Here is an 18,607-nt window from a genome sequence, read left to right on the forward strand (position 1 = left end):
TTCTCGTCGTGATGGAGATTTATTGTTTTTGTATTTTTCATGTTTAGCTAAATTGCTAAACCGGTTTTTCATGAGGAAAATAAAAGCCGGACGAAGGGTTAGCAAGAAATTTCACTCGCCCGGTTCTGTAACTGTGATCCTGACTACAAAACCGGGCGGCAGCGGCATGAAACGGAGGGATTAGGGTTTGATTACGGGGAGGGCGTGCAGCGCTTGGGCGTGGGGGAGTGCGGTCATTGCGCCTTTTGCCGTGGTGGCTAGCGCACCACACCGCTGTGCCTGCTCGATAATCGGGTCCCAGCTCAGCGGCTGTGATAAATCATCATATTCCGCCAGACCGTGCAGCAAACCCGCAACGAAGGCATCCCCTGCACCGGTGGTATCGACAGGCGTCACCGATGGCGCAGCAAAGTGCCGTAGCTGGTGGCGATCGTGCAGCCAGACGCCTTCACTGCCCAGCGTCACCAGTAACAATCGAGTAGGGTAGCGCCGTATGAACTGCTGGATACCTTCTTCAACGTCCGGTGTTGAACAGAGAAAAGCCAGTTCTTCGCGCGACAGTTTCACCACATCGGCCAGCATGAGCGCCTGTGTCAGGTAGTCGCGCAGCTCTTGCTCGCTTTGCCAGAGATCGTCACGGATATTGGGATCGAAACAGACCCGCCCTAGCGCAGCTTTTATCTGCCGCATTGCCTTAAATGCGGTACTGCGCGACGGTTCCTGCGATAGCGCGATGGAACAAAGGTGCAGCCACTCTTTCCGATTAAACACCGGTAGATCTTCCGGCTGTAAAAATAGGTCAGCGCTGGGGCGCACCATAAACGTGAAGGTGCGTTCCCCTGTCTCATCGAGGCTTACGACCACAGTTGATGTCCGGTGCTGCCTGTCGTGCGCCATGTAGTGGGTATCGACGTTTTCCTGTTCCAGCACCGTTTTTAGAAAATGCCCAAACACATCGTCACCGACGCGACCAATAAAAGCGCTGTTTCCCCCCAGTCTGGCAATGCCGACCGCGACGTTGGCTGGCGCACCGCCAGGGCATTTCAGATAGCGTTCCGTACCTTCCGGGATGAGATCGACAACGGCATCGCCCATGACCCAAATTCTGTTTGCCATAAAGTTACTCTTATCAACGGTAGTTAGATTGTTTGCTAAAATAGAAGAATCGGTTTAGCTAAGCAATCCTCTTCACTGCGGAGATGCACTTACATCAAGAAAATTTATATTTCCCCATCGCATTGGTGAAAATTTATGCGATAGTCATCACGCGCTACGGTCGCCGGGCTAAATAAAAAGGCTGACTATCCGATATCTATGGGGCGTGGCCGGATGAAACCGAAAATTAAGCCGCAAAAAAGGACGAATGGAGAAGGATATGTATTACCCCACCTCTTTCTGGGTTTATCCCGGTGCGTAATTACAACCTGCTTTGGGGAATATGGGCGATATGGGCGATATTGGTTGTCGCCTGGCTTGTTGATATTTACAGCGAATACCCCCTTCGCTATTACGGTCAGGGAGTGGCAGTCGTGCTGGTCACGAGTGCTGTGATTGCATTTTTCTATACTGTTAAAAGGAATAACACCATGTTTTCATTTGATAAAAATAAAAAAGACCTAAAAGAGCCGCAAGGGCGCAGTGAAATAAATAATTCTCCCGCCATCAGCCCATCGAATGAGTTGATTAATTCAGTGAACCCTGTGCGCGTGAAAAAAGACACCTTCATTTCTCAGGGCGCGCGTATGACGGGCTCTCTGAGCGTTGATGGCAACATCACTGTAGAAGGTCAGGTAGAAGGTGATGTGCAGTGTGATAACACCATTAAAGTGGAGCACACCGGTCAGGTGAACGGTGAAATGAAATCGCAGCAGATCGTCATTAACGGCCGTGTGGAAGGACGCGTGGTCGCCAGCGTTGTGGCGATCTTGGCGCAGGGAAAAGTGTTCGGCGATATTTTTACTGATGAACTCTCTATCGAAAAAGGCGGCATCTTTACTGGCCAATCCCACCCGTTAACCCCGCCAACGCAGAATCAGGAAAAACTGACCTACGTGGAAAAGAAAAAAGAGAAAACCAGTAAAGCGCCAGCAGATCAAGAAAACGTCGTCGCACTAGCGAGTAATGCGCCGACGGCATAAGGGAGAGAGATTCTGACAGATAACGCTTATGGACAAGGAAAGTATCATCGACCAGCGCTATTTCCACTATTGGGGCAAAGCGAATAGATCAACGGATGCGCTGGCGGGTGACGATTACCACCTACTGCCTTATCACTGTTTAGATGTGGCGGCCTGTGGTTATTTCTTGTTAAAGGGAAATTATTTTCAGGCTAGCCATGTACTGCGCGAACTGGCATCTGGCGGTGATGATGCCGCTGCGTGGTTTGCGTATTTTCTCGCCTGGCACGATATCGGGAAATTTGCCCGTGGTTTCCAGCGTAAATATATCAACCTGGATTCCCCGTTGGTTCAGGCTTCAGGGCAGGTCGATACGGCGCGGCATGACGCGCTAGGTTTCTGGCTTTGGCAAGAGCGTGATGATTTTCCCGATCTATTGCCTTTCTCTGCGGATATGCTCACCTCTGACTTTCAAAAGACGCTTGATATCTGGCTGAACATCGTTACGGGGCACCACGGCAAGCCGCCGGAGGTGGTGAAAAAAGGCAGCCTTGCCTTTCATCGTGACGATTATCGGGCGGTACAAGCTTACCTGCATGATTTGGCAACATGCTTTCCTGAGTCTGCCGTGTTCCCCGCGTGTTTTGCTGATAAGGTCTGGCGAAACAGGCTGAAACAGCAAAGCTGGGCACTGGCTGGCTTGACTGTACTGGCAGACTGGCTGGGCTCGCGCCAGCAGGACTTCTGTTATTGCAGCACGCCAATGCCGCTCGAAACCTACTGGCGTGAGCATGCGCTACCGATAGCGGAAAAGGTTGTCTCGCGTTTGCCGCGTACTCCGTCTCCCGCCTCTTTTCATTCTATCCAACGGCTCTTTCCCTTTATTCAGCAACCGACGCCGCTACAACAGGAAGCGTTGGAGGCCGACATCTCTGCCGATGGTCCACAGCTTTTTATTCTGGAAGATGTGACAGGTGCAGGGAAAACGGAAGCGGCAATGATACTGGCGCATCGACTGATGGCGCAGCAAAAAGCGAGCGGCATTTATGTCGGCTTGCCGACGATGGCGACGGCAAATGCCATGTACAAACGGCTGGCGCAAGCCTATCGCGCATTATATTCACCGGATCACCATCCTTCGCTGATGCTGGCTCACGGCGCACGACATATGTCATCCGCCTTTATGCAATCGCTGTGGGAAGGCGACAGCCAGGGGCAGTCGCAGTACGACAAGGAAGAAAATGCTGCCAGCAAAGACTGCAACATCTGGTTTGCGGACTCGCGCAAAAAAGCACTGCTGGCGGATATCGGCGTGGGCACCCTCGATCAGGCGCTGATGGCCGTGATGCCGTTTCGCCACCAGTCGCTACGGGTGCTGGGACTACAGAATAAGCTGCTGATTCTGGATGAAGTGCATGCGTATGACGCCTACATGAGCAAACTGATCGAGCTGTTGGTTGGTTTTCATGCACAGCAGGGTGGCTGTGTGATTATTCTCACCGCGACGCTGCCGCTCAGCCTGCGGGAAAAACTGACACGGGCGTTTGCGCAAGGCATAGCGTGTGAAGCCGAACCGCCCAACCCTGATGCACATTATCCGTGGTTGACGCAGTTAACGTGCGAAGGGCTGCGGGAAACGAAACTGGAAACGCGGGTGGAAGTGAAGCGTGAGGTCAAGATTGGCTGGCTGACTGAGCGGTTGCAGGGCATTGACTGCGTTAAGGCTGCTGTGGCGGCAGGGCAATCGATCGCTTGGATTAGGAATACGGTGGATGATGCCATCGCGGTTTACCGCCAACTGCTTGAGGCGGGTGTCGCAGAGGACAATATGTTGCTGTTCCACAGCCGTTTTGCCTTTTGCGATCGTATGGCGATTGAAGAGCGGGCGTTGGCGTGGTTTGGCAAAGACAGTATGCCGGATGAGCGTGCTGGTAAGGTGCTGATTGCCACACAGGTGGTTGAGCAATCGCTGGATATTGATGTCGATAACATGATTAGCGACCTTGCGCCCATCGATCTGCTGATTCAACGTGCAGGGCGGCTACAGCGACATATTCGGTTTCTCGATGGGCGTCGTAAAACTGAGGCGGACGCTGCACCGCTAACGGATGAGCGCCCAGCAGCGGTGCTGCATATCATGGCTCCGGCCTGGCAGCCGGAAGCGGAGGCTGACTGGCTGGGAGACGAATTGCGTAACAGCGGTTACGTTTACCCCGATCATGCTGCGCTGTGGCGCACGCAGGCGATATTACGCGAGTGTGGTGCGATCAACATGCCGGAAGCGGCGCGTCTGCTGATTAACAGCGTGTATGAAGAACAGATCGCGGTGCCTCTGGCATTGGAGGCAATAGCCAATAAGGTACTGGGCGAGCGATATGGCCAGCGTTCAGTGGCGAGCCAGTCGTCGTTAGCGCTTGTCCACGGTTATTGTGCTCAATCCAGCGAAGCAGGCTGGAGCGATGCAGTGGACATTTCCACCCGTCTGGGAGAGGAAACGCTGGATCTGTATCTGGCGTGGAAGCCAGAAAACGATGGTGAGCTACCGCAGCCTTATGCCACATCGGACACTTTCGCCTGGGAACAGAGCCGCGTGCAGGTACGAGTTAGCTGGTGGCAGAAACGTAAAACCGGATTACCGATACTGGAAGGTGAGGCACTGGAGCGGTTTCGGCAGCAGTTACACCACCCACAGGCGGAAGTGCTGCTGTTGAATCGAGGGGAAAACCACGCATTTTATAGCGAACGGGTGGGGTTGATGCTATTGGGCTCGTGATGTATTTATTGCGGATCAATAAGGTTGATTAACTTAATAATCACATCCTGTATGAGGACATCCTCCGCGACGGTTTCAAATGTTGCTCCGCGTGCAATAAGATCTATCGCCTGAGCCTGATGGCATAGCACCACACCCCGTAAATCCCCGCGTTCTGTATCCACTGGCGTGACTACGACGGTGACGCCCGAAGAACGTGCTGCTTCTGCTTTGGTTGAAATAGGGCAGCAAATGGCGACGCCTAGTGCTGCATTCAATGCACCTTCGGTGACGACAATCCCATAGTGATCGCCTTGCAACTCGCGACCGAAAACGGGGTCAGGGCTAAAATGCCAAATGTCACCTTTTTGCGGAATACGTGTTGCTGACATTACCAATATTCCTTGCCTGTTGGTACGGCATCGGTGAAGACTTTCACGTCTTCATTGAGTGCTGCAATCTCTTCACTATCGATTTGAGTGAGTAGCTCTGCAACGCTGAATTTACCACGTGGTTTTCTTTTGGTCGGTTGTAAACTGATCCCTTCACCACTGCGTTCTACCGCGATTTCTGTCCCTATATCCCACCCCAGTTCTTTACCGTAGTCTCGGGGGATAGTGACGATCAATGCTCCACCTTGCTGACGAATCTTTACTGTTTGCATCATATCATCCTCTTTCAGTGCTACTTTGTGGAACAGGGTAACACGCTGTGATTGCCTGTCAATTAATCAACAAGCATGTTTATTGAGCGATGAAATGCGTTTTTTGGTGACCTGACTCGCTATTTTTCTTCTCGCGGTTTGTCCCCGCTGGCGCGGGGAACGCAAGAAAGATCTGCGGTGTTCAGGCACAGGGCACGGAACACGCATTTAATGGGCTGGTTGGCACCTTTATCCTACAAATCAAACCACGCCAGAAGGAATATGAATATTGATCATTATTCCCGTTATCACTATTCACCAAACCAAAGCGGATGCATCGCCGCCGCATCCCACCTGTATTGTCCCGTCTCTCAACCACAAACGTGAGCCATCTCTCTGGCGTCGCGGCTTGAATGCGTTAAAAAAGAGACTGTAGAACCAGCCATAATCGGCTTGCCGCAGGGATGCGGCACACACAGGAGGTACGATGTTTTCATTGATTGAAGAACCTTGGTTGCCCGCCGTCTTTGCGGATGGTCGGATGGGTAACATTTCCCCGCAGCAGCTCCCCGACGACAATGTTATCGATCTCGCCTGGCCGCGTGCCGATTTGCAGGGGGCGTGCTATCAGCTTCTTATCGGCCTGCTGCAAACCGCCTATGCGCCTGCCGATGACGATGACTGGAGCGAGATCTGGGAAGAAGGACTTAGCTCCGACTTTTCGCAAGCGTTAGCCACGCTGGCACCAGCGATGCAGTTTGGCGCACAGAAACCCGCGTTTATGCAGGATTTTGCCACGCTCGACAGCGCCCCGACACCGATTTCCGGCCTGCTGATTGATGCCCCCGGCGGCAATACGCTCAAGCTGAATAAAGATCATTTCATCAAGCGCGGCACGGTCAACGCGGTGTGTCCGTACTGTGCGGCAATGGCGCTATTCACGCTGCAAACCAATGCGCCATCTGGTGGGCAGGGGCATCGCACCGGAATGCGCGGCGGTGGGCCGATCACCACGCTGCTTATGCCGGAAGACGCCAGACTGCCGCTGTGGAAAAAGCTTTGGATGAACGTGCTGACGCAGAAGGTGATGCCCAAGGACAAGCCCGATGCCACGGTGTTCCCGTGGTTAGCCGCCACGCCCACCAGCGATGGCGCTCACCCGCCCGTGACGCCGGAAAATTCGCATCAGCTACAGGCTTATTGGGGCATGCCGCGTCGTATCGAGCTGGATTTCACTACATTACAGGCGGGGGAATGCGATCTGTGCGGCACGGCGTCTAGCGCATTGCTCACGCAGTATCGCACCAAAAACTACGGCATTCAGTACGACAGTTGGCGGCATCCGCTTACCCCCTATCGTCGGGCGCTGAAAGGTGAGGATGCCCCGTTTCTATCGGTGAAAGGGCAGCCGGGCGGGCTGGCGTACCGCGACTGGCTAGGATTGCTGGTGGCGGTGGAAGATAAACTCAATCACACGTATCCCGCCGCAGTTGTGCAGCACAATGCTGGCAAGCGGGCGCTGCGCAATACGGGGCTATGGTGTTTTGGCTACGACATGGACAACATGAAGGCGCGTTGTTGGTATGAACACCACGTTCCGCTGCTGTTCTCCCCGGCTCGCTTCCAGAGCGATACGCTTGCGTTGCGGGAATATAAAGATCGCTTACAACTGGCGGTGGAGCTGGCGCGGGACAGCGCCACGCTGCTGCGTCAGATGATTAAGGAAGCCTGGTTCTCGCGTCCAAAAGACGCAAAAGGGGATTTCAGCGCCATTGATGTCGCGTTCTGGCAGGAAACGCAGCCCGATTTTATGCGGCTGTGCCAGTCGTTGGCGCAGGGTGATACACCCGCTACGGCGCTGAATATCTGGAAAAAGTCGCTCTATCGCTACCTGTTGAATAACTACGATGCCCGGGTGTTTAGCAACCCGGATGAACACCGCGATTTGGCCAAAGCGGCGGAAACGCGGAAAAAACTGAGCGTGTTTTTCTATAAACAAAAAGCGGCAGAAACCATTAAACAAATGCAGGAGGCAGTGGATGGCAAACACGGCTGATTTTTTGGTCATCAACAAGGATAACGCGAAAAAGATTAGTGACTGGTTCGACGATCTACAAAATCGCCACACTTCCCTCGGTAATGGCCGTGCGCGGCGGGCAGAGCTGCGCCGCGCGACTCCGCCTTATGGCGTGCTGACCTGTCCGGGATATCACGATCTGGCGGGAAAGCTGGCAGCGCTACTGGAAAAGGAACACCGCATCGTGGCGCTGGCGATTTTTGTTTCTGTCGCGGCACATGCGGAGAAAAACATGTTGAAGACCAGCTTCGCCGCGCAGCTAGGTGAAAAGCAGGGCGGCGATCGTCCTTTTCTTTCCCCTTTGCGCTTTGAACGGCTCCAGCGGGCGCAAACGCCGGAAGAACTGCATCGCCAGCTTTTTCGCGCGGTGCAAATACGCGGTGAGGCAGGGGTAAACCTCCCTTCACTGGCGGACGGTATTTTCCTGTGGATGGAAGAGTGGCAGGCGCGGCAGGAAAACCGTGCGCCGACGCTTCACCCTTTACGGCGCAACGCCGTGCGCTGGGCGTGCGAGTATGCGCAGGCGTCACAAAACATCACCGCCGATGAGCCAGACACGACAGCAATGTTAACGACAGAAACGTCAACGACAGCTTCAGACAAGGAATAACTGATGACCACTTTTATCCAGCTTCATTTTTTAACCGCTTATCCGTCTTCTAACCTGAACCGTGATGATACGGGTCGTCCGAAAACTGCAATCGTCGGCGGCGTCGAGCGTTTGCGGGTGTCTTCGCAAAGCCTGAAACGCGCATGGCGTACTTCTGAAGTGTTTGAGTCCGCAATGGACGGCCATATCGGCACCCGCAGTCGTCGCATTGGGCGTGATATTTACACCGCGCTGATTGCCGGCGGTATGAGTGAAAAGCTGGCCGATGAGGCGGCGAAGAGCATTGCTGAGCAGTTCGGTAAACCGAAAAAAGAAGAAAAAGGCAGTAAAGATCCGCTGGAAAAATACGACATCGAACAGCTTGCTCACTTCAGCGTGGGGGAAAGGGCGTTGATCGATCAACTGGTTGCTCGTTTGATCGCAGAATCGCGTGAGCCAAATAGCGAAGAGCTGAAATTGTTGCGCAAAGATGCCGCCAGTGTCGATATCGCGCTGTTTGGTCGTATGCTGGCTTCCAGCCCGGAGTTCAATATTGAAGCGGCGTGTCAGGTCGCGCATGCGCTGGGTGTGAGTGCCGTTACCATCGAAGACGACTTCTTTACCGCAGTGGATGACTTGAATACGGCTGCCGATAGTGGGTCGGCGCATATGGGCGAACAGAGCTTCGCCTCTGCGCTGTTCTACCAGTACCTCTGCATTAACCGCGACCTGCTGCTGGAAAACTTGAATAACGATGAAGATCTGGTGGTGCGAACCCTGCGTGCGCTGACGGAAACGGCGTTAACCGTGTCGCCGGGCGGCAAGCAGAATAGCTTTGCCAGCCGAGCGCTGGCAACCTATGCGCTGGCAGAGAAAGGAACCGATCAGCCGCGTACCTTGTCCGTTGCATTTTTCAAACCGATCGGCAGTACCGATCAAATCAATTGTGCTATCACGCTGCTGCGCGCGCAAAAAGCCAAGTTTGACCGGGTTTATGCCTCTGGGGGTAGTGTTCCTTCCTATGAACTGAACGTGGAAGCCGACACTGAAGGTGGTTCGCTGCATGGGTTACTGGATTTCATCAGCCAGTAGGAGCGCGCTATGGATAACTATCTGGTCTTCCAGATTTACGCCCCTCTGGTGTCATGGGGGGAAGCGGCGGTCGGTGAAGTGCGCCATACCTCGACGGTGCCCAGCCGTTCGGCCCTGTTAGGGCTGCTGGCTGCGGCGTTGGGGATCCGGCGTGACGATCGGGCCGCGCTGACGGTTTTCAATCGGCATTACTACGTTGCCGTGCGGCCGCTGTCCGATCGTGAAACCTGGCTGAATGACTACCATACGGTACAGATGCCGAAAGAAAACCGCAAAGTGCCGCGCTATACAAGGCGTGATGAACTGCGGCCGGAGGCGGGGCAATCACTCGAAACCATGCTGACTTCACGCGAATACCGCTGTGATGCCTATTATCACATCGCCATTAGCGTCACGCCGGATGCGCCTTATTCGCTAACTGCGCTGCGTGATGCGCTGTTATCTCCAGTGTTCGCGCTCTATTTCGGGCGTAAAAGCTGTCCGCCCGCTCTGCCGCTGGCACCGCACCTATTTTCAGGCACGCTGGCTGAGGTGTGGCAACAGGCAAGGCAGACGCCAGCACTGAACGATTCCACGTTGCAGGCGATTGGCCGTGCTGAGGGTCTGTGCTACTGGGAGCAAGAAAACGATACGGGGTTAACACCGCAATACCGCGTCGTGCGCAACGATCAGCCTGCCGATCGACGGCGCTGGCAGTTCACTTCCCGCGTGCAATACGTCGGTAGTGGGAGGGGAGATAAATAATGTATTTTTCCAGAATAACGCTGAACCTTAGTGCGTTACCGCATGCTATGGCGACAAAGCGATTACACGCCGGAGGCTATGCCAGCCACCAATGGCTCTGGCAATTATTTCCCGACCAGCCACAGCGGTCGTTCCTTTTTCGCGAAGAGGAGCAAGAGACAAAGAGCGTGTTTTATCTGCTCTCCGAACAGGCACCGCAGGTTGACCATAATCTGTTCCGAGTGGAAACCAAACCGTACCAACCGCAGTGGCGTGCTGGTATGGCGCTGGCATTTTCGCTGCGTGCTAATCCGGTGGTCACGCGGGATGGCAAACGTAGTGATGTGCTGATGGATGCGCGGCATCAGGCGAAAGCCGATGGGCACTCCGGTGTGGCATTGTGGCAACACCAGCAACAGCGTGCTCACGACTGGTTAGTGCGTCAGGGGGAAAACTCGGGCTTTGCGGTGTCGTCGTGTCGGGTCGATGGCTATCAACGCCACCGCCTGAACAAGCCCGGGCAGTCGGCTGCGATTATGTTCAGCAGCGTGGATTATGATGGGGTGCTCCACATCACGGATACCGAACGGTTTGCGGCATCTGTCCGGCAGGGGTTAGGAAAAAGCAAAGCATTGGGGTGCGGCCTGCTGCTATTGAGACGGGCGTAGCGCACCCAGTTACAGGGAGAGTTGACGATGTATGTTCCGCTCAACCCGATCCCTCTTAAGGATCGGGTTTCACTGATCTTTCTGCAATACGGGCAGATTGATGTTATCGACGGTGCGTTTGTGCTGGTGGATAAAACCGGCGTGCGCACGCATATTCCTGTTGGCTCGGTGGCCTGCATTATGCTGGAACCGGGTACGCGGGTTTCTCATGCTGCTGTGCGACTGGCGGCAACGGTTGGCACATTGCTGGTGTGGGTCGGCGAAGCGGGCGTGCGGCTGTACGCGTCTGGGCAGCCCGGTGGTGCCCGGTCGGACAAATTACTCTATCAGGCCAAGCTGGCGTTGGATGAGGAGCTGCGCCTGAAAGTGGTGCGCAAAATGTTTGAGCTACGTTTTGGTGAGCCTGCGCCTAGCCGTCGTTCGGTTGATCAGCTCAGGGGAATTGAGGGTGCCCGTGTGCGCCAAACCTATACGCTGTTGGCACAGCAGTACGGCGTGAAATGGAATGGCCGTCGTTACGATCCGAAAGACTGGGAGCGAGGCGACAAGGTTAACCAGTGCATCAGTGCGGCGACGTCCTGCCTGTACGGTATTACGGAAGCGGCCGTGCTAGCGGCGGGCTATGCGCCAGCGATCGGGTTTGTCCACAGCGGCAAACCGCTCTCTTTTGTTTACGACATTGCTGACATCATCAAATTCGAGGGCGTGGTGGCGAAAGCTTTTGAAATTGCTGCCCGTAACCCTGCTGAGCCGGATCGTGAAGTGCGGCTTGCCTGCCGTGATATTTTTCGCAGCCAGAAAACGCTGAGCAAACTGATTCCCCTGATTGAAGAGGTGCTGTCTGCGGGTGGCATTACGCCGCCGCTACCGCCGGACAATGCACAGCCACCTGCAATCCCTGAGCCGAAACCGTTTGGTGACAGCGGCCACCGAGGACAGGGTTAAATGAGTATGCTGGTTGTTGTAACGGAAAATGTTCCACCACGCCTACGCGGCAGGCTAGCGGTATGGTTGCTGGAGGTTCGCGCGGGCGTGTATGTGGGTGACACCTCGCAGCGAGTGAGGGAGATGGTCTGGCAGCAGATTATCGAACTGGCGGAACAGGGCAACGTAGTGATGGCATGGGCGACCAATACGGAGTCCGGTTTTGAGTTCCAAACCTGGGGTGAAAACCGCCGAATGCCGGTAGATCTGGACGGACTCCGGTTAGTCTCTTTTTCACCTATTGAAAATCAATAAGTTAGCGATCTTTAACAACATGGAAAAATCGGTGGGATTTCTTCTTCCGAAAAAAGTGTTATAAAACAAATCTCTACTTTTAGAGTGTTCCCCGCGCCAGCGGGGATAAACCGTATGACAAATCCAAGTCCAAAGGCGTGGATTCATGTTCCCCGCGCCAGCGGGGATAAACCGAAATAATGCTGTCTACGGATTTTTGGTGTGGAGTGTTCCCCGCGCCAGCGGGGATAAACCGAAATACCATTCTTCGGTGGTGGTGCGTACAGTGTGTTCCCCGCGCCAGCGGGGATAAACCGGGGAGACGGGCTATACTCCGGAAGGGAGATCAGTGTTCCCCGCGCCAGCGGGGATAAACCGATTAGCCGGGTCAGCTAATTCCGTAATTGGGAGTGTTCCCCGCGCCAGCGGGGATAAACCGAACGCTGACGACACGCTGCTGGAAATCATCAAGTGTTCCCCGCGCCAGCGGGGATAAACCGTACAATCTGGCGGCGCAATAAAAAGCGACTTGGTGTTCCCCGCGCCAGCGGGGATAAACCGTGACTGACGGGTAGTAATTCTGCTTTACGTATGTGTTCCCCGCGCCAGCGGGGATAAACCGAAGATCAGTTAGCTGACGCTATGGATGACCAAGTGTTCCCCGCGCCAGCGGGGATAAACCGTGCTCGGATACGTGTTCTGGTACTCCGTAATCGTGTTCCCCGCGCCAGCGGGGATAAACCGAAGTTGCAGCTAATCGGCATTCTGCCGAATATGTGTTCCCCGCGTCAGCGGGGGTAAATAATTGAGGGCTGGAACAGCTAAAGGATTAGCTGTTCTGGCTCGCAGTGGTACAGCTTAGCCAGCTTTTCTCGGGTGCGCTTCTGCGGCTTTGAGTCTGGGGATTCAAGCTGGGAGACGGCTGCTTGGGTCATGCCAAGCGCGGTTGCAACCTCTTGCTGAGAGAAGCCTCTGAAAATTCTCCAGGCTGTCTGTAAGCTGACGTCTTGATCAATGTGAATGCTAACCACTTTATGAGGAATAGATACGTCATCCTCTGCGCTACGATCGTAGGGAATACTCTCATAGAGGGCGGGGTCGTCAGCGTTTTCAATAAGTTTCTGATATAACTCATATGGAACAACAGCATATTCAGGTTTACCGCTTTTATCCCGAATGACTTGTATGCTCATAGTGTATTGCTCCAATATTTTCTTTTGATGGGTGAAAATCAGTTGTGGTGTCAAGAAGGACGCGTTTTCCTTCTCAATATGTCGTTGTTGTCCTGCGTTTGACTTCAAGTATCTTGCACACTTGTGGTACATCGTTGATTAGCTAAAAGATAATGCGGTAATCCCCTACCCGTAGCCGATATTGTTTACCAGAGGATTCGAGTTTTTTCAGATCCAGGTTCACATCTGGAAATGTACTCAGCTCGCCCACTTTTTCTTTGATGCGTTTTCAATATCTGGTGTCAATGGTGCCGAGTTGTTTTAATGCCCGTTTTGACCAACTAACCTTAAGCATGAATCCCTCAAACGAAAGCCTTCCCTGATATAAGTTAATTATAAGACAATTTAAGCATTATTTTTATTTTTCTTATTTTTTAGTTGATGGTTACGCTGTTCTTTCAGGGATAAACCGTGGCGTCGCAACGCGGTGAAGAGCGGCAATATAAAGTTTTCCCCGGACTCGCGGGGATAAACGGGATGTAAATTATCGATGTTTCCTTATTGTCAACTCGAACCGTTTACGGCATAGTGTTTCCAATTTGGAAACAAAAGGGAATGAACTAGGATGCATGTTATTTCGCGGGCACCTTTTGACACTGCGATCGCCCAGTTCCCGAATCAGGCGGCAGCACTGGCTGACTTATATCGGGTTATCAAACGCGAAATGTATGCAACGCCGGACGATATGAAAAAACGCTTCCCCAGCTTAGACAGGATGAAGTACAGGGAAAAGTGGTGGGTTATTGATATTGGTGGTGGGCATCTTCGGGTGATGTTTTTCGCTGATTTTGAGCGAGGGAAAATTTTCATTAAGCACATCACATCTCATGCTGAGTACGACAGTCTGACAGAGTATTACCGGAGGAATAAAGAATGATGTATGCAGACGCCATCAAGGCCGCTAACAACCTGACGAGTATTGTACCGTTCCTCGGGGGGAGCACCTCTCGTAAAGATTATGAGGATGCGCTGAAACTTACCGAATACTTGATCGAGAGCGAACCTGATAGCCCGCTAATCGATATGCTGACGGCTAAAATTGACAAATATGAAGAGGATGCGCCGGAGTTCGCAGTCTTCAATGAACGTATTAAAGCGCTCCCTGCTGGCATCGCTTTACTGCGTGTACTTATGGATCAGCATGAGCTAACGCAGAGTGATTTTGAAACTGAGATCGGTAAAAAGTCTCTGGTATCTCGCATTCTAAATGGTGAGCGTACACTAACGCTTGATCACATGAGAGCACTTGCCAAACGATTTGATATTCCCGTGAGTGCTTTTATTGATTAGTACGATTCTTGCCAAGCACAGCATGATGCGCCATGTAATAAAGACTGCCTTGCTGGACGGTTATCTGAATAATCCCTGCGTTATCAGGGATTACGTTATGACTGAGATGCATTGTAAGAAATCATAGAAAGGAATACCGGTAGATCTGGATGGCCTGCGGTTAGTCTCTTTTTCATCTATTGAAAATCAATAAGTTGGCGATATTTAACAACATGGAAAAATCGGTGGGATTTTTTATGCCGAAAAAAGTGTTATAAAACAGCTCTCTACTTTTAGAGTGTTCCCCGCGCCAGCGGGGATAAACCGCGCTTGTCGACAGCTTCTCTGTTGTCGACAGGGTGTTCCCCGCGCCAGCGGGGATAAACCGTGGAGTCCTCGTCGTGGAAGACTATCGTAATTGTGTTCCCCGCGCCAGCGGGGATAAACCGCAATACTCCTAAACCCAAAGGTGCATTGCAGGGTGTTCCCCGCGCCAGCGGGGATAAACCGATGCACGCGGCGGCGGCGCATTTAAGAACCTGGTGTTCCCCGCGCCAGCGGGGATAAACCGCCAGTAATCGTGGGAGAAAAAGACGTGCAACTGTGTTCCCCGCGCCAGCGGGGATAAACCGGACTTCCAGCAGACGGACGGGACGTGGAATAAGTGTTCCCCGCGCCAGCGGGGATAAACCAGACAATTGCTTTGTAGGTTGCCCGACTGGCGGTGTGTTCCATGCGTTAGCGGGGATAAACCGTATCTCAAGACTGGCGCGTTCTTCGCTCAGAAGTATTCCTCGCGCCAGCGGGGATAAACCGTTTGTGACCGTGCAGGGTCACTCGATGGCTATGTATTCCCCGCGTCAGCGGGGCCAAATCCCGTTTCTGGCTGGCGCGATGGCAAATTGCGTGTCAGTATTACAGAACGCTGTTTTTGTGCTCACCGTACTGGTGCGGCACGATACCCATAATTTTTTGTCTTCCATACGTTACCCGTAAGGAGGTGATATGAAAGTTGAAGCCGCAGAGTCGTCCGTTTTTGCCAACCAGCAGGTGATGGCGAAGCGTTCCACAGAACATGCGGAGAAAGTGGCGCTGTCCGAACAGCTTCAGCCTTATCAGGCGGGCAGCGGTGCCGTTCCTGCCGGTCAGACGACACGCTATGATTTTACCCGCATCAGCCCTGCCGAACTGTATGAAACGGTAGAAGGCCTTGTCAGCAGCGGACAACTGGGGCGCGAAGAAGGCTCCGCGCTGCTGGGTTTTATTTCGTCGCCGCGAGAGAATATCGGTAGTGTGCCGCCTTCTAATGTGTTCCAGCCAATTAATGTTTTCGACACCATCCAGCAAGGTGCTGCGGGTGCATCATCCCGTAGCGAAGTACAAAATACCGAAAGCCTGCAACGTGCGGCAGAGGCGCTGAATCGCTTTCAGGGGCAAGTCTCCAGCATTAGCGTTTACGTCTAGCGCATCGGTACGCAATGGCCTGATGACGTCCGTCCTTTCTCTTCTCCCCGTGTTTGCGGGGAGCGTTGTTTTACGTTGCGATCAGCGTTGAGTCTGAGCTTTGATTTCCATCAGCAGCGTGATGAGCGCCTGCACGTTGTCGTCCTGTGTGCGCCAGGATGACACGCTGATACGCAATGCCGGACGCCCTTGCCAGACGCTGCCGCCAAACCATGCCTTGCCCGAAGCCTGTAACGCCTCCCGTATTGCTGTCGTTTGACCGTCGGTTTCCCCACGCAGCAGAACCTGATTGAGTACCACCCGATTTAATACTTCAAAACCCGCACGGCGCAGGCCGTCGGCGATCAACGTTGCCTGTCGGCAGTGCCGTTCGATCATCTCAGCCACACCGTCACGCCCCAGCGTGCGTAGCACCGCCCACACGGGGATCCCACGTGGGCGACGGGAAAATTCGAGCGTTAGATTCTTCTGGGCATCGCGGGCTGCACTTGAGTAAACCGCATCAGCGTTCATCGCCTCGGCTAACGCGTCCGCACGGCGGCAAATTGCCATCGCACAGTCGTAGGGCGTGTTCAGCCATTTATGCGCGTCCGTTGTCCAACTGTCTGCCAGCTCGATACCCTCAGTGAGCGCTGAGTAGGATGAAGCTCTGGCCCAGAGCCCGAACGCGCCATCAACGTGAACCCAGGCACCCGCTGCTTTAGCGGTTGGAATGATCTGCGCAAAATCATCGAACTCGCCCGTGTTTACCTCACCGGCCTGCAAACAAAGAATCATGCGATCGTTGAGCGGAGGAAGCTGTGCCACATCGATCTGTCCAAACGTATTAACAGGCGCGACGATGATATGGCGTAGTCCAAAGCCGAGTACGCGTAGCGCTTTCTTCACTGTGATGTGCGTCAGTTCCGAAATTACGACCTTAATTTCAGGTGCGCCGATCAGCCCATCGTTGTCAAAATCCCAGCCCTGTTTTGCCAACATCGCGCGGCGTGCGGCGACCAGACAAGAAAGGGTGCAGGCGGTGGCGCTGGTGCCGAATCCAACAGCACTTTCTTTCGGTAAATTCAGGATATCAAGCACCCAGCGGCTGGCGAGGCGTTCCAGCGTGGCGGATATCGGTGAATTATCAAAGGTGGAGGCGCACTGATCCCAGGCGATCATCAATCGCTCGGAGGCGGCGGCAACCGGCAATGTTGCACCGATAACAAAGCCGAAATAGTTTGGGCCATTGGACGCAGTGGTGGCCGGTGAACCGACCTCATCCAGCAGCATCAGGGTGTTTTCAGCCGAGAAGCCCTGTTGAGGCAATGCTTCATCAAAACGTGCCAGCGCCGCGAGGGCGTCTGCATCGGGGAAAACCCGACGCTGTGCATTCTCTACCAAATAACGTCGACCGCGCTCATCGGCATCAGCCAGTAATGTCAGTTCGCTCATGGTTTCTCCTTCATCAATAATCATTTTCTGTTATCACGATGGCGTGGATGCTGTCGGTGACGGGGCTGAAATGTGTAGCGTCATTTTCCAGAAGAGTAACGCCAGCAGACTGATGGTGGCACCAAGAAAGCATACGCCTGACCAACCGGCAGAGTCATAGGCTACTGTTGTTGCCATCGCGCCAAGCCCGCTGCCGATGCTATAAAACAGCATATAGCAGCCAACCAGACGGCTGTGTGCATCAGGATGCGTCTTGAAAATTATGCTTTGGTTGGCCACGTGAATGGCCTGTCCGCTCAGATCGAGGGCGATGATGCCGACGACTAATGCGAAGAGAGAATAAGGGGCTAGCCACAGCGGCAGCCACGATGCCAGAAGCAATAATAGGGCGATACCGCTGACCCACTGTTCGCGGCCTTTATCGGCCTGAGAGCCCGCTTTCACTGCCGCCAGTGCGCCGAGAATGCCCACCAGACCAAACGCACCGATAACCGTATGAGAAAAGAAATAGGGTTCGCGACTCAGCGGCAGAACCAGTGCGCTCCAGAAAATGCTCAGGGCAGCAAACATCAGTAAAGCGATGATGCCGCGTATTTGCAACATGCGTTCTTTACGCAGCAGGGTCAGCATCGAAAGCAGCAGCGTGGAATAGTGCGGGCGCTGTTGGGCTGACGGCTGATGTGGCAGTGCGCGCCATAAAAGTGCGGCAAGCAGGAGCATCCACAGTGCGGAAAAGAAGTACACGCTGCGCCAGCCTGCCATATCAGCGATGAAACCGGACAGTACGCGAGCCAGCAAAAGCCCAATCACCACGCCGCCCTGCACGGCTCCCACAACGCGCCCACGCTCCTGCGGTGTGGCAGCCGTCGCGGCATAAGCAATCAGGCCCTGAGTCATGGCTGTGCCGAACATGCCCACAGCCAGCATAGCGATCAATAAATACAGGGATGTGGTGGCTAGCCCAACGGCAATCAGCGCCACGATGAGCGCACTCAACTGGGCTAACATCAACTTGCGTCGATTGAGGATGTCACCCAGCGGCACCAGCAGAATTAACGCCAGCGCACAGCCAAGCTGTGTTGCCGTCATCACGCCGCCAACGGCAGCGATAGTGATATTAAAATCTATCGATAATGCATCCAGCAGCGGCTGTGCGTAATAAACATTGGCGACGCTAAGCGCACTTGCACAGGCAAACAGCAACACTAACGCGCGCGGTAATTCCGTCTGCGTGGGCAGTGTAGTGCTGTAAAGATCATATTCGGTGACGGATGACGTGGTATGAATAGGGCTATTTTTCATAATATTGGCTTTTATCATTTTACTTGA

At 53.7% G+C, this 18,607-nt stretch carries 18 protein-coding genes, 1 pseudogene and 2 CRISPR repeat arrays; of the genes and pseudogenes, 12 read left to right on the forward strand and 7 right to left on the reverse strand.

Going from position 1 to position 18,607, the window contains the following annotated elements:
* Positions 1–180: 180 nt before the first annotated feature.
* The gene (locus A7983_RS09980) at positions 181–1,116 is read right to left on the reverse strand and encodes an aminoimidazole riboside kinase (protein ID WP_005973751.1); all 936 of its coding nucleotides are present in this window, start codon (positions 1,114–1,116) and stop codon (positions 181–183) included.
* Positions 1,117–1,586: 470 nt separating this feature from the next.
* Between A7983_RS09980 and A7983_RS09985 the strand changes: the two genes are divergently transcribed.
* Complete coding sequence (locus A7983_RS09985) at positions 1,587–2,138, forward strand: bactofilin family protein (RefSeq protein WP_005973749.1); 552 nt, start codon at positions 1,587–1,589, stop codon at positions 2,136–2,138.
* Positions 2,139–2,166: 28 nt separating this feature from the next.
* Positions 2,167–4,890 carry a CRISPR-associated helicase/endonuclease Cas3 gene (locus A7983_RS09990; RefSeq protein ID WP_005973747.1) on the forward strand — a complete coding sequence of 908 codons (2,724 nt, stop codon included), beginning with the start codon at positions 2,167–2,169 and terminating at the stop codon, positions 4,888–4,890.
* A 5-nt stretch (positions 4,891–4,895) separates the two neighbouring features.
* On the opposite strand, the gene A7983_RS09995 is transcribed toward A7983_RS09990, so the two are convergent.
* Both A7983_RS09995 and A7983_RS10000 read right to left on the reverse strand, forming a co-directional pair.
* On the reverse strand, positions 4,896–5,261 hold the full coding sequence (locus A7983_RS09995; protein WP_005973745.1) for a type II toxin-antitoxin system PemK/MazF family toxin: 366 nt from the start codon (positions 5,259–5,261) through the stop codon (positions 4,896–4,898).
* Positions 5,261–5,536 (reverse strand): AbrB/MazE/SpoVT family DNA-binding domain-containing protein, encoded by a 276-nt coding sequence (locus A7983_RS10000; RefSeq protein ID WP_005973743.1) that lies wholly within the window; start codon positions 5,534–5,536, stop codon positions 5,261–5,263. Before A7983_RS10000 ends, A7983_RS09995 begins: the two co-directional genes overlap by 1 nt.
* Before the next feature lie 463 nt (positions 5,537–5,999).
* On the opposite strand from A7983_RS10000, the gene casA reads away from it, so the two are divergent.
* Genes casA through cas2e form a run of 7 tightly spaced genes read left to right on the forward strand, consistent with a single transcriptional unit; the run spans position 6,000 to position 11,900 of the window.
* On the forward strand, positions 6,000–7,568 hold the full coding sequence (casA, locus tag A7983_RS10005; RefSeq protein WP_005973741.1) for a type I-E CRISPR-associated protein Cse1/CasA: 1,569 nt from the start codon (positions 6,000–6,002) through the stop codon (positions 7,566–7,568).
* Positions 7,552–8,199, forward strand: a complete 648-nt coding sequence (casB, locus tag A7983_RS10010) for a type I-E CRISPR-associated protein Cse2/CasB (RefSeq protein ID WP_005973739.1) — start codon at positions 7,552–7,554, stop codon at positions 8,197–8,199. Before casA ends, casB begins: the two co-directional genes overlap by 17 nt.
* 3 nt (positions 8,200–8,202) lie before the next feature.
* A complete protein-coding gene (gene cas7e, locus A7983_RS10015; RefSeq protein ID WP_005973738.1) occupies positions 8,203–9,270 on the forward strand; it encodes a type I-E CRISPR-associated protein Cas7/Cse4/CasC in 1,068 nt (355 codons plus the stop codon).
* 9 nt (positions 9,271–9,279) lie between these two features.
* Positions 9,280–10,014, forward strand: coding sequence for a type I-E CRISPR-associated protein Cas5/CasD (cas5e, locus tag A7983_RS10020; RefSeq protein ID WP_005973736.1), 735 nt, complete (start codon positions 9,280–9,282; stop codon positions 10,012–10,014).
* Positions 10,014–10,661, forward strand: coding sequence for a type I-E CRISPR-associated protein Cas6/Cse3/CasE (gene cas6e / locus A7983_RS10025; RefSeq protein ID WP_005973734.1), 648 nt, complete (start codon positions 10,014–10,016; stop codon positions 10,659–10,661). The genes cas5e and cas6e overlap by 1 nt, the downstream gene beginning before the upstream one ends.
* Before the next feature lie 27 nt (positions 10,662–10,688).
* Positions 10,689–11,606 carry a type I-E CRISPR-associated endonuclease Cas1e gene (gene cas1e, locus A7983_RS10030; RefSeq protein WP_005973732.1) on the forward strand — a complete coding sequence of 306 codons (918 nt, stop codon included), beginning with the start codon at positions 10,689–10,691 and terminating at the stop codon, positions 11,604–11,606.
* Positions 11,607–11,900: a type I-E CRISPR-associated endoribonuclease Cas2e gene (gene cas2e, locus A7983_RS10035; RefSeq protein ID WP_005973730.1), complete on the forward strand. Its 294-nt coding sequence runs from the start codon at positions 11,607–11,609 to the stop codon at positions 11,898–11,900.
* Between the two features lie 84 nt (positions 11,901–11,984).
* Positions 11,985–12,684: direct repeats of the CRISPR family, unit length 29 nt; unit sequence GTGTTCCCCGCGCCAGCGGGGATAAACCG.
* A 16-nt stretch (positions 12,685–12,700) separates the two neighbouring features.
* Here the strand turns inward: cas2e and A7983_RS10040 are convergent.
* Positions 12,701–13,072: a helix-turn-helix domain-containing protein gene (locus A7983_RS10040; RefSeq protein WP_005973728.1), complete on the reverse strand. Its 372-nt coding sequence runs from the start codon at positions 13,070–13,072 to the stop codon at positions 12,701–12,703.
* A 73-nt stretch (positions 13,073–13,145) separates the two neighbouring features.
* Positions 13,146–13,406 (reverse strand): annotated as a pseudogene (locus A7983_RS24415) (type II toxin-antitoxin system RelE family toxin).
* 270 nt (positions 13,407–13,676) lie between these two features.
* Here A7983_RS24415 and A7983_RS10045 point away from each other — a divergent pair.
* From A7983_RS10045 to A7983_RS10055, 3 genes are all read left to right on the forward strand, one after another.
* Positions 13,677–13,988 (forward strand): type II toxin-antitoxin system HigB family toxin, encoded by a 312-nt coding sequence (locus A7983_RS10045; protein WP_005973726.1) that lies wholly within the window; start codon positions 13,677–13,679, stop codon positions 13,986–13,988.
* Positions 13,985–14,401 (forward strand): helix-turn-helix domain-containing protein, encoded by a 417-nt coding sequence (locus tag A7983_RS10050; RefSeq protein WP_005973724.1) that lies wholly within the window; start codon positions 13,985–13,987, stop codon positions 14,399–14,401. Before A7983_RS10045 ends, A7983_RS10050 begins: the two co-directional genes overlap by 4 nt.
* 277 nt (positions 14,402–14,678) lie before the next feature.
* Positions 14,679–15,196: a CRISPR direct-repeat array (repeat unit 29 nt; unit sequence GTGTTCCCCGCGCCAGCGGGGATAAACCG).
* 189 nt (positions 15,197–15,385) lie between these two features.
* On the forward strand, positions 15,386–15,844 hold the full coding sequence (locus tag A7983_RS10055; RefSeq protein WP_005973722.1) for a hypothetical protein: 459 nt from the start codon (positions 15,386–15,388) through the stop codon (positions 15,842–15,844).
* 81 nt (positions 15,845–15,925) lie between these two features.
* Here A7983_RS10055 and A7983_RS10060 read toward each other — a convergent pair whose 3' ends face one another.
* Together A7983_RS10060 and A7983_RS10065 are read right to left on the reverse strand one after the other, a co-directional pair.
* Positions 15,926–17,278, reverse strand: a complete 1,353-nt coding sequence (locus A7983_RS10060) for a pyridoxal phosphate-dependent decarboxylase family protein (protein WP_005973720.1) — start codon at positions 17,276–17,278, stop codon at positions 15,926–15,928.
* 33 nt (positions 17,279–17,311) lie between these two features.
* Positions 17,312–18,580 (reverse strand): MFS transporter, encoded by a 1,269-nt coding sequence (locus A7983_RS10065; RefSeq protein ID WP_039479226.1) that lies wholly within the window; start codon positions 18,578–18,580, stop codon positions 17,312–17,314.
* Positions 18,581–18,607: the final 27 nt, after the last annotated feature.

The organism is Pectobacterium wasabiae CFBP 3304 (assembly GCF_001742185.1).
GTDB lineage: Bacteria > Pseudomonadota > Gammaproteobacteria > Enterobacterales > Enterobacteriaceae > Pectobacterium > Pectobacterium wasabiae.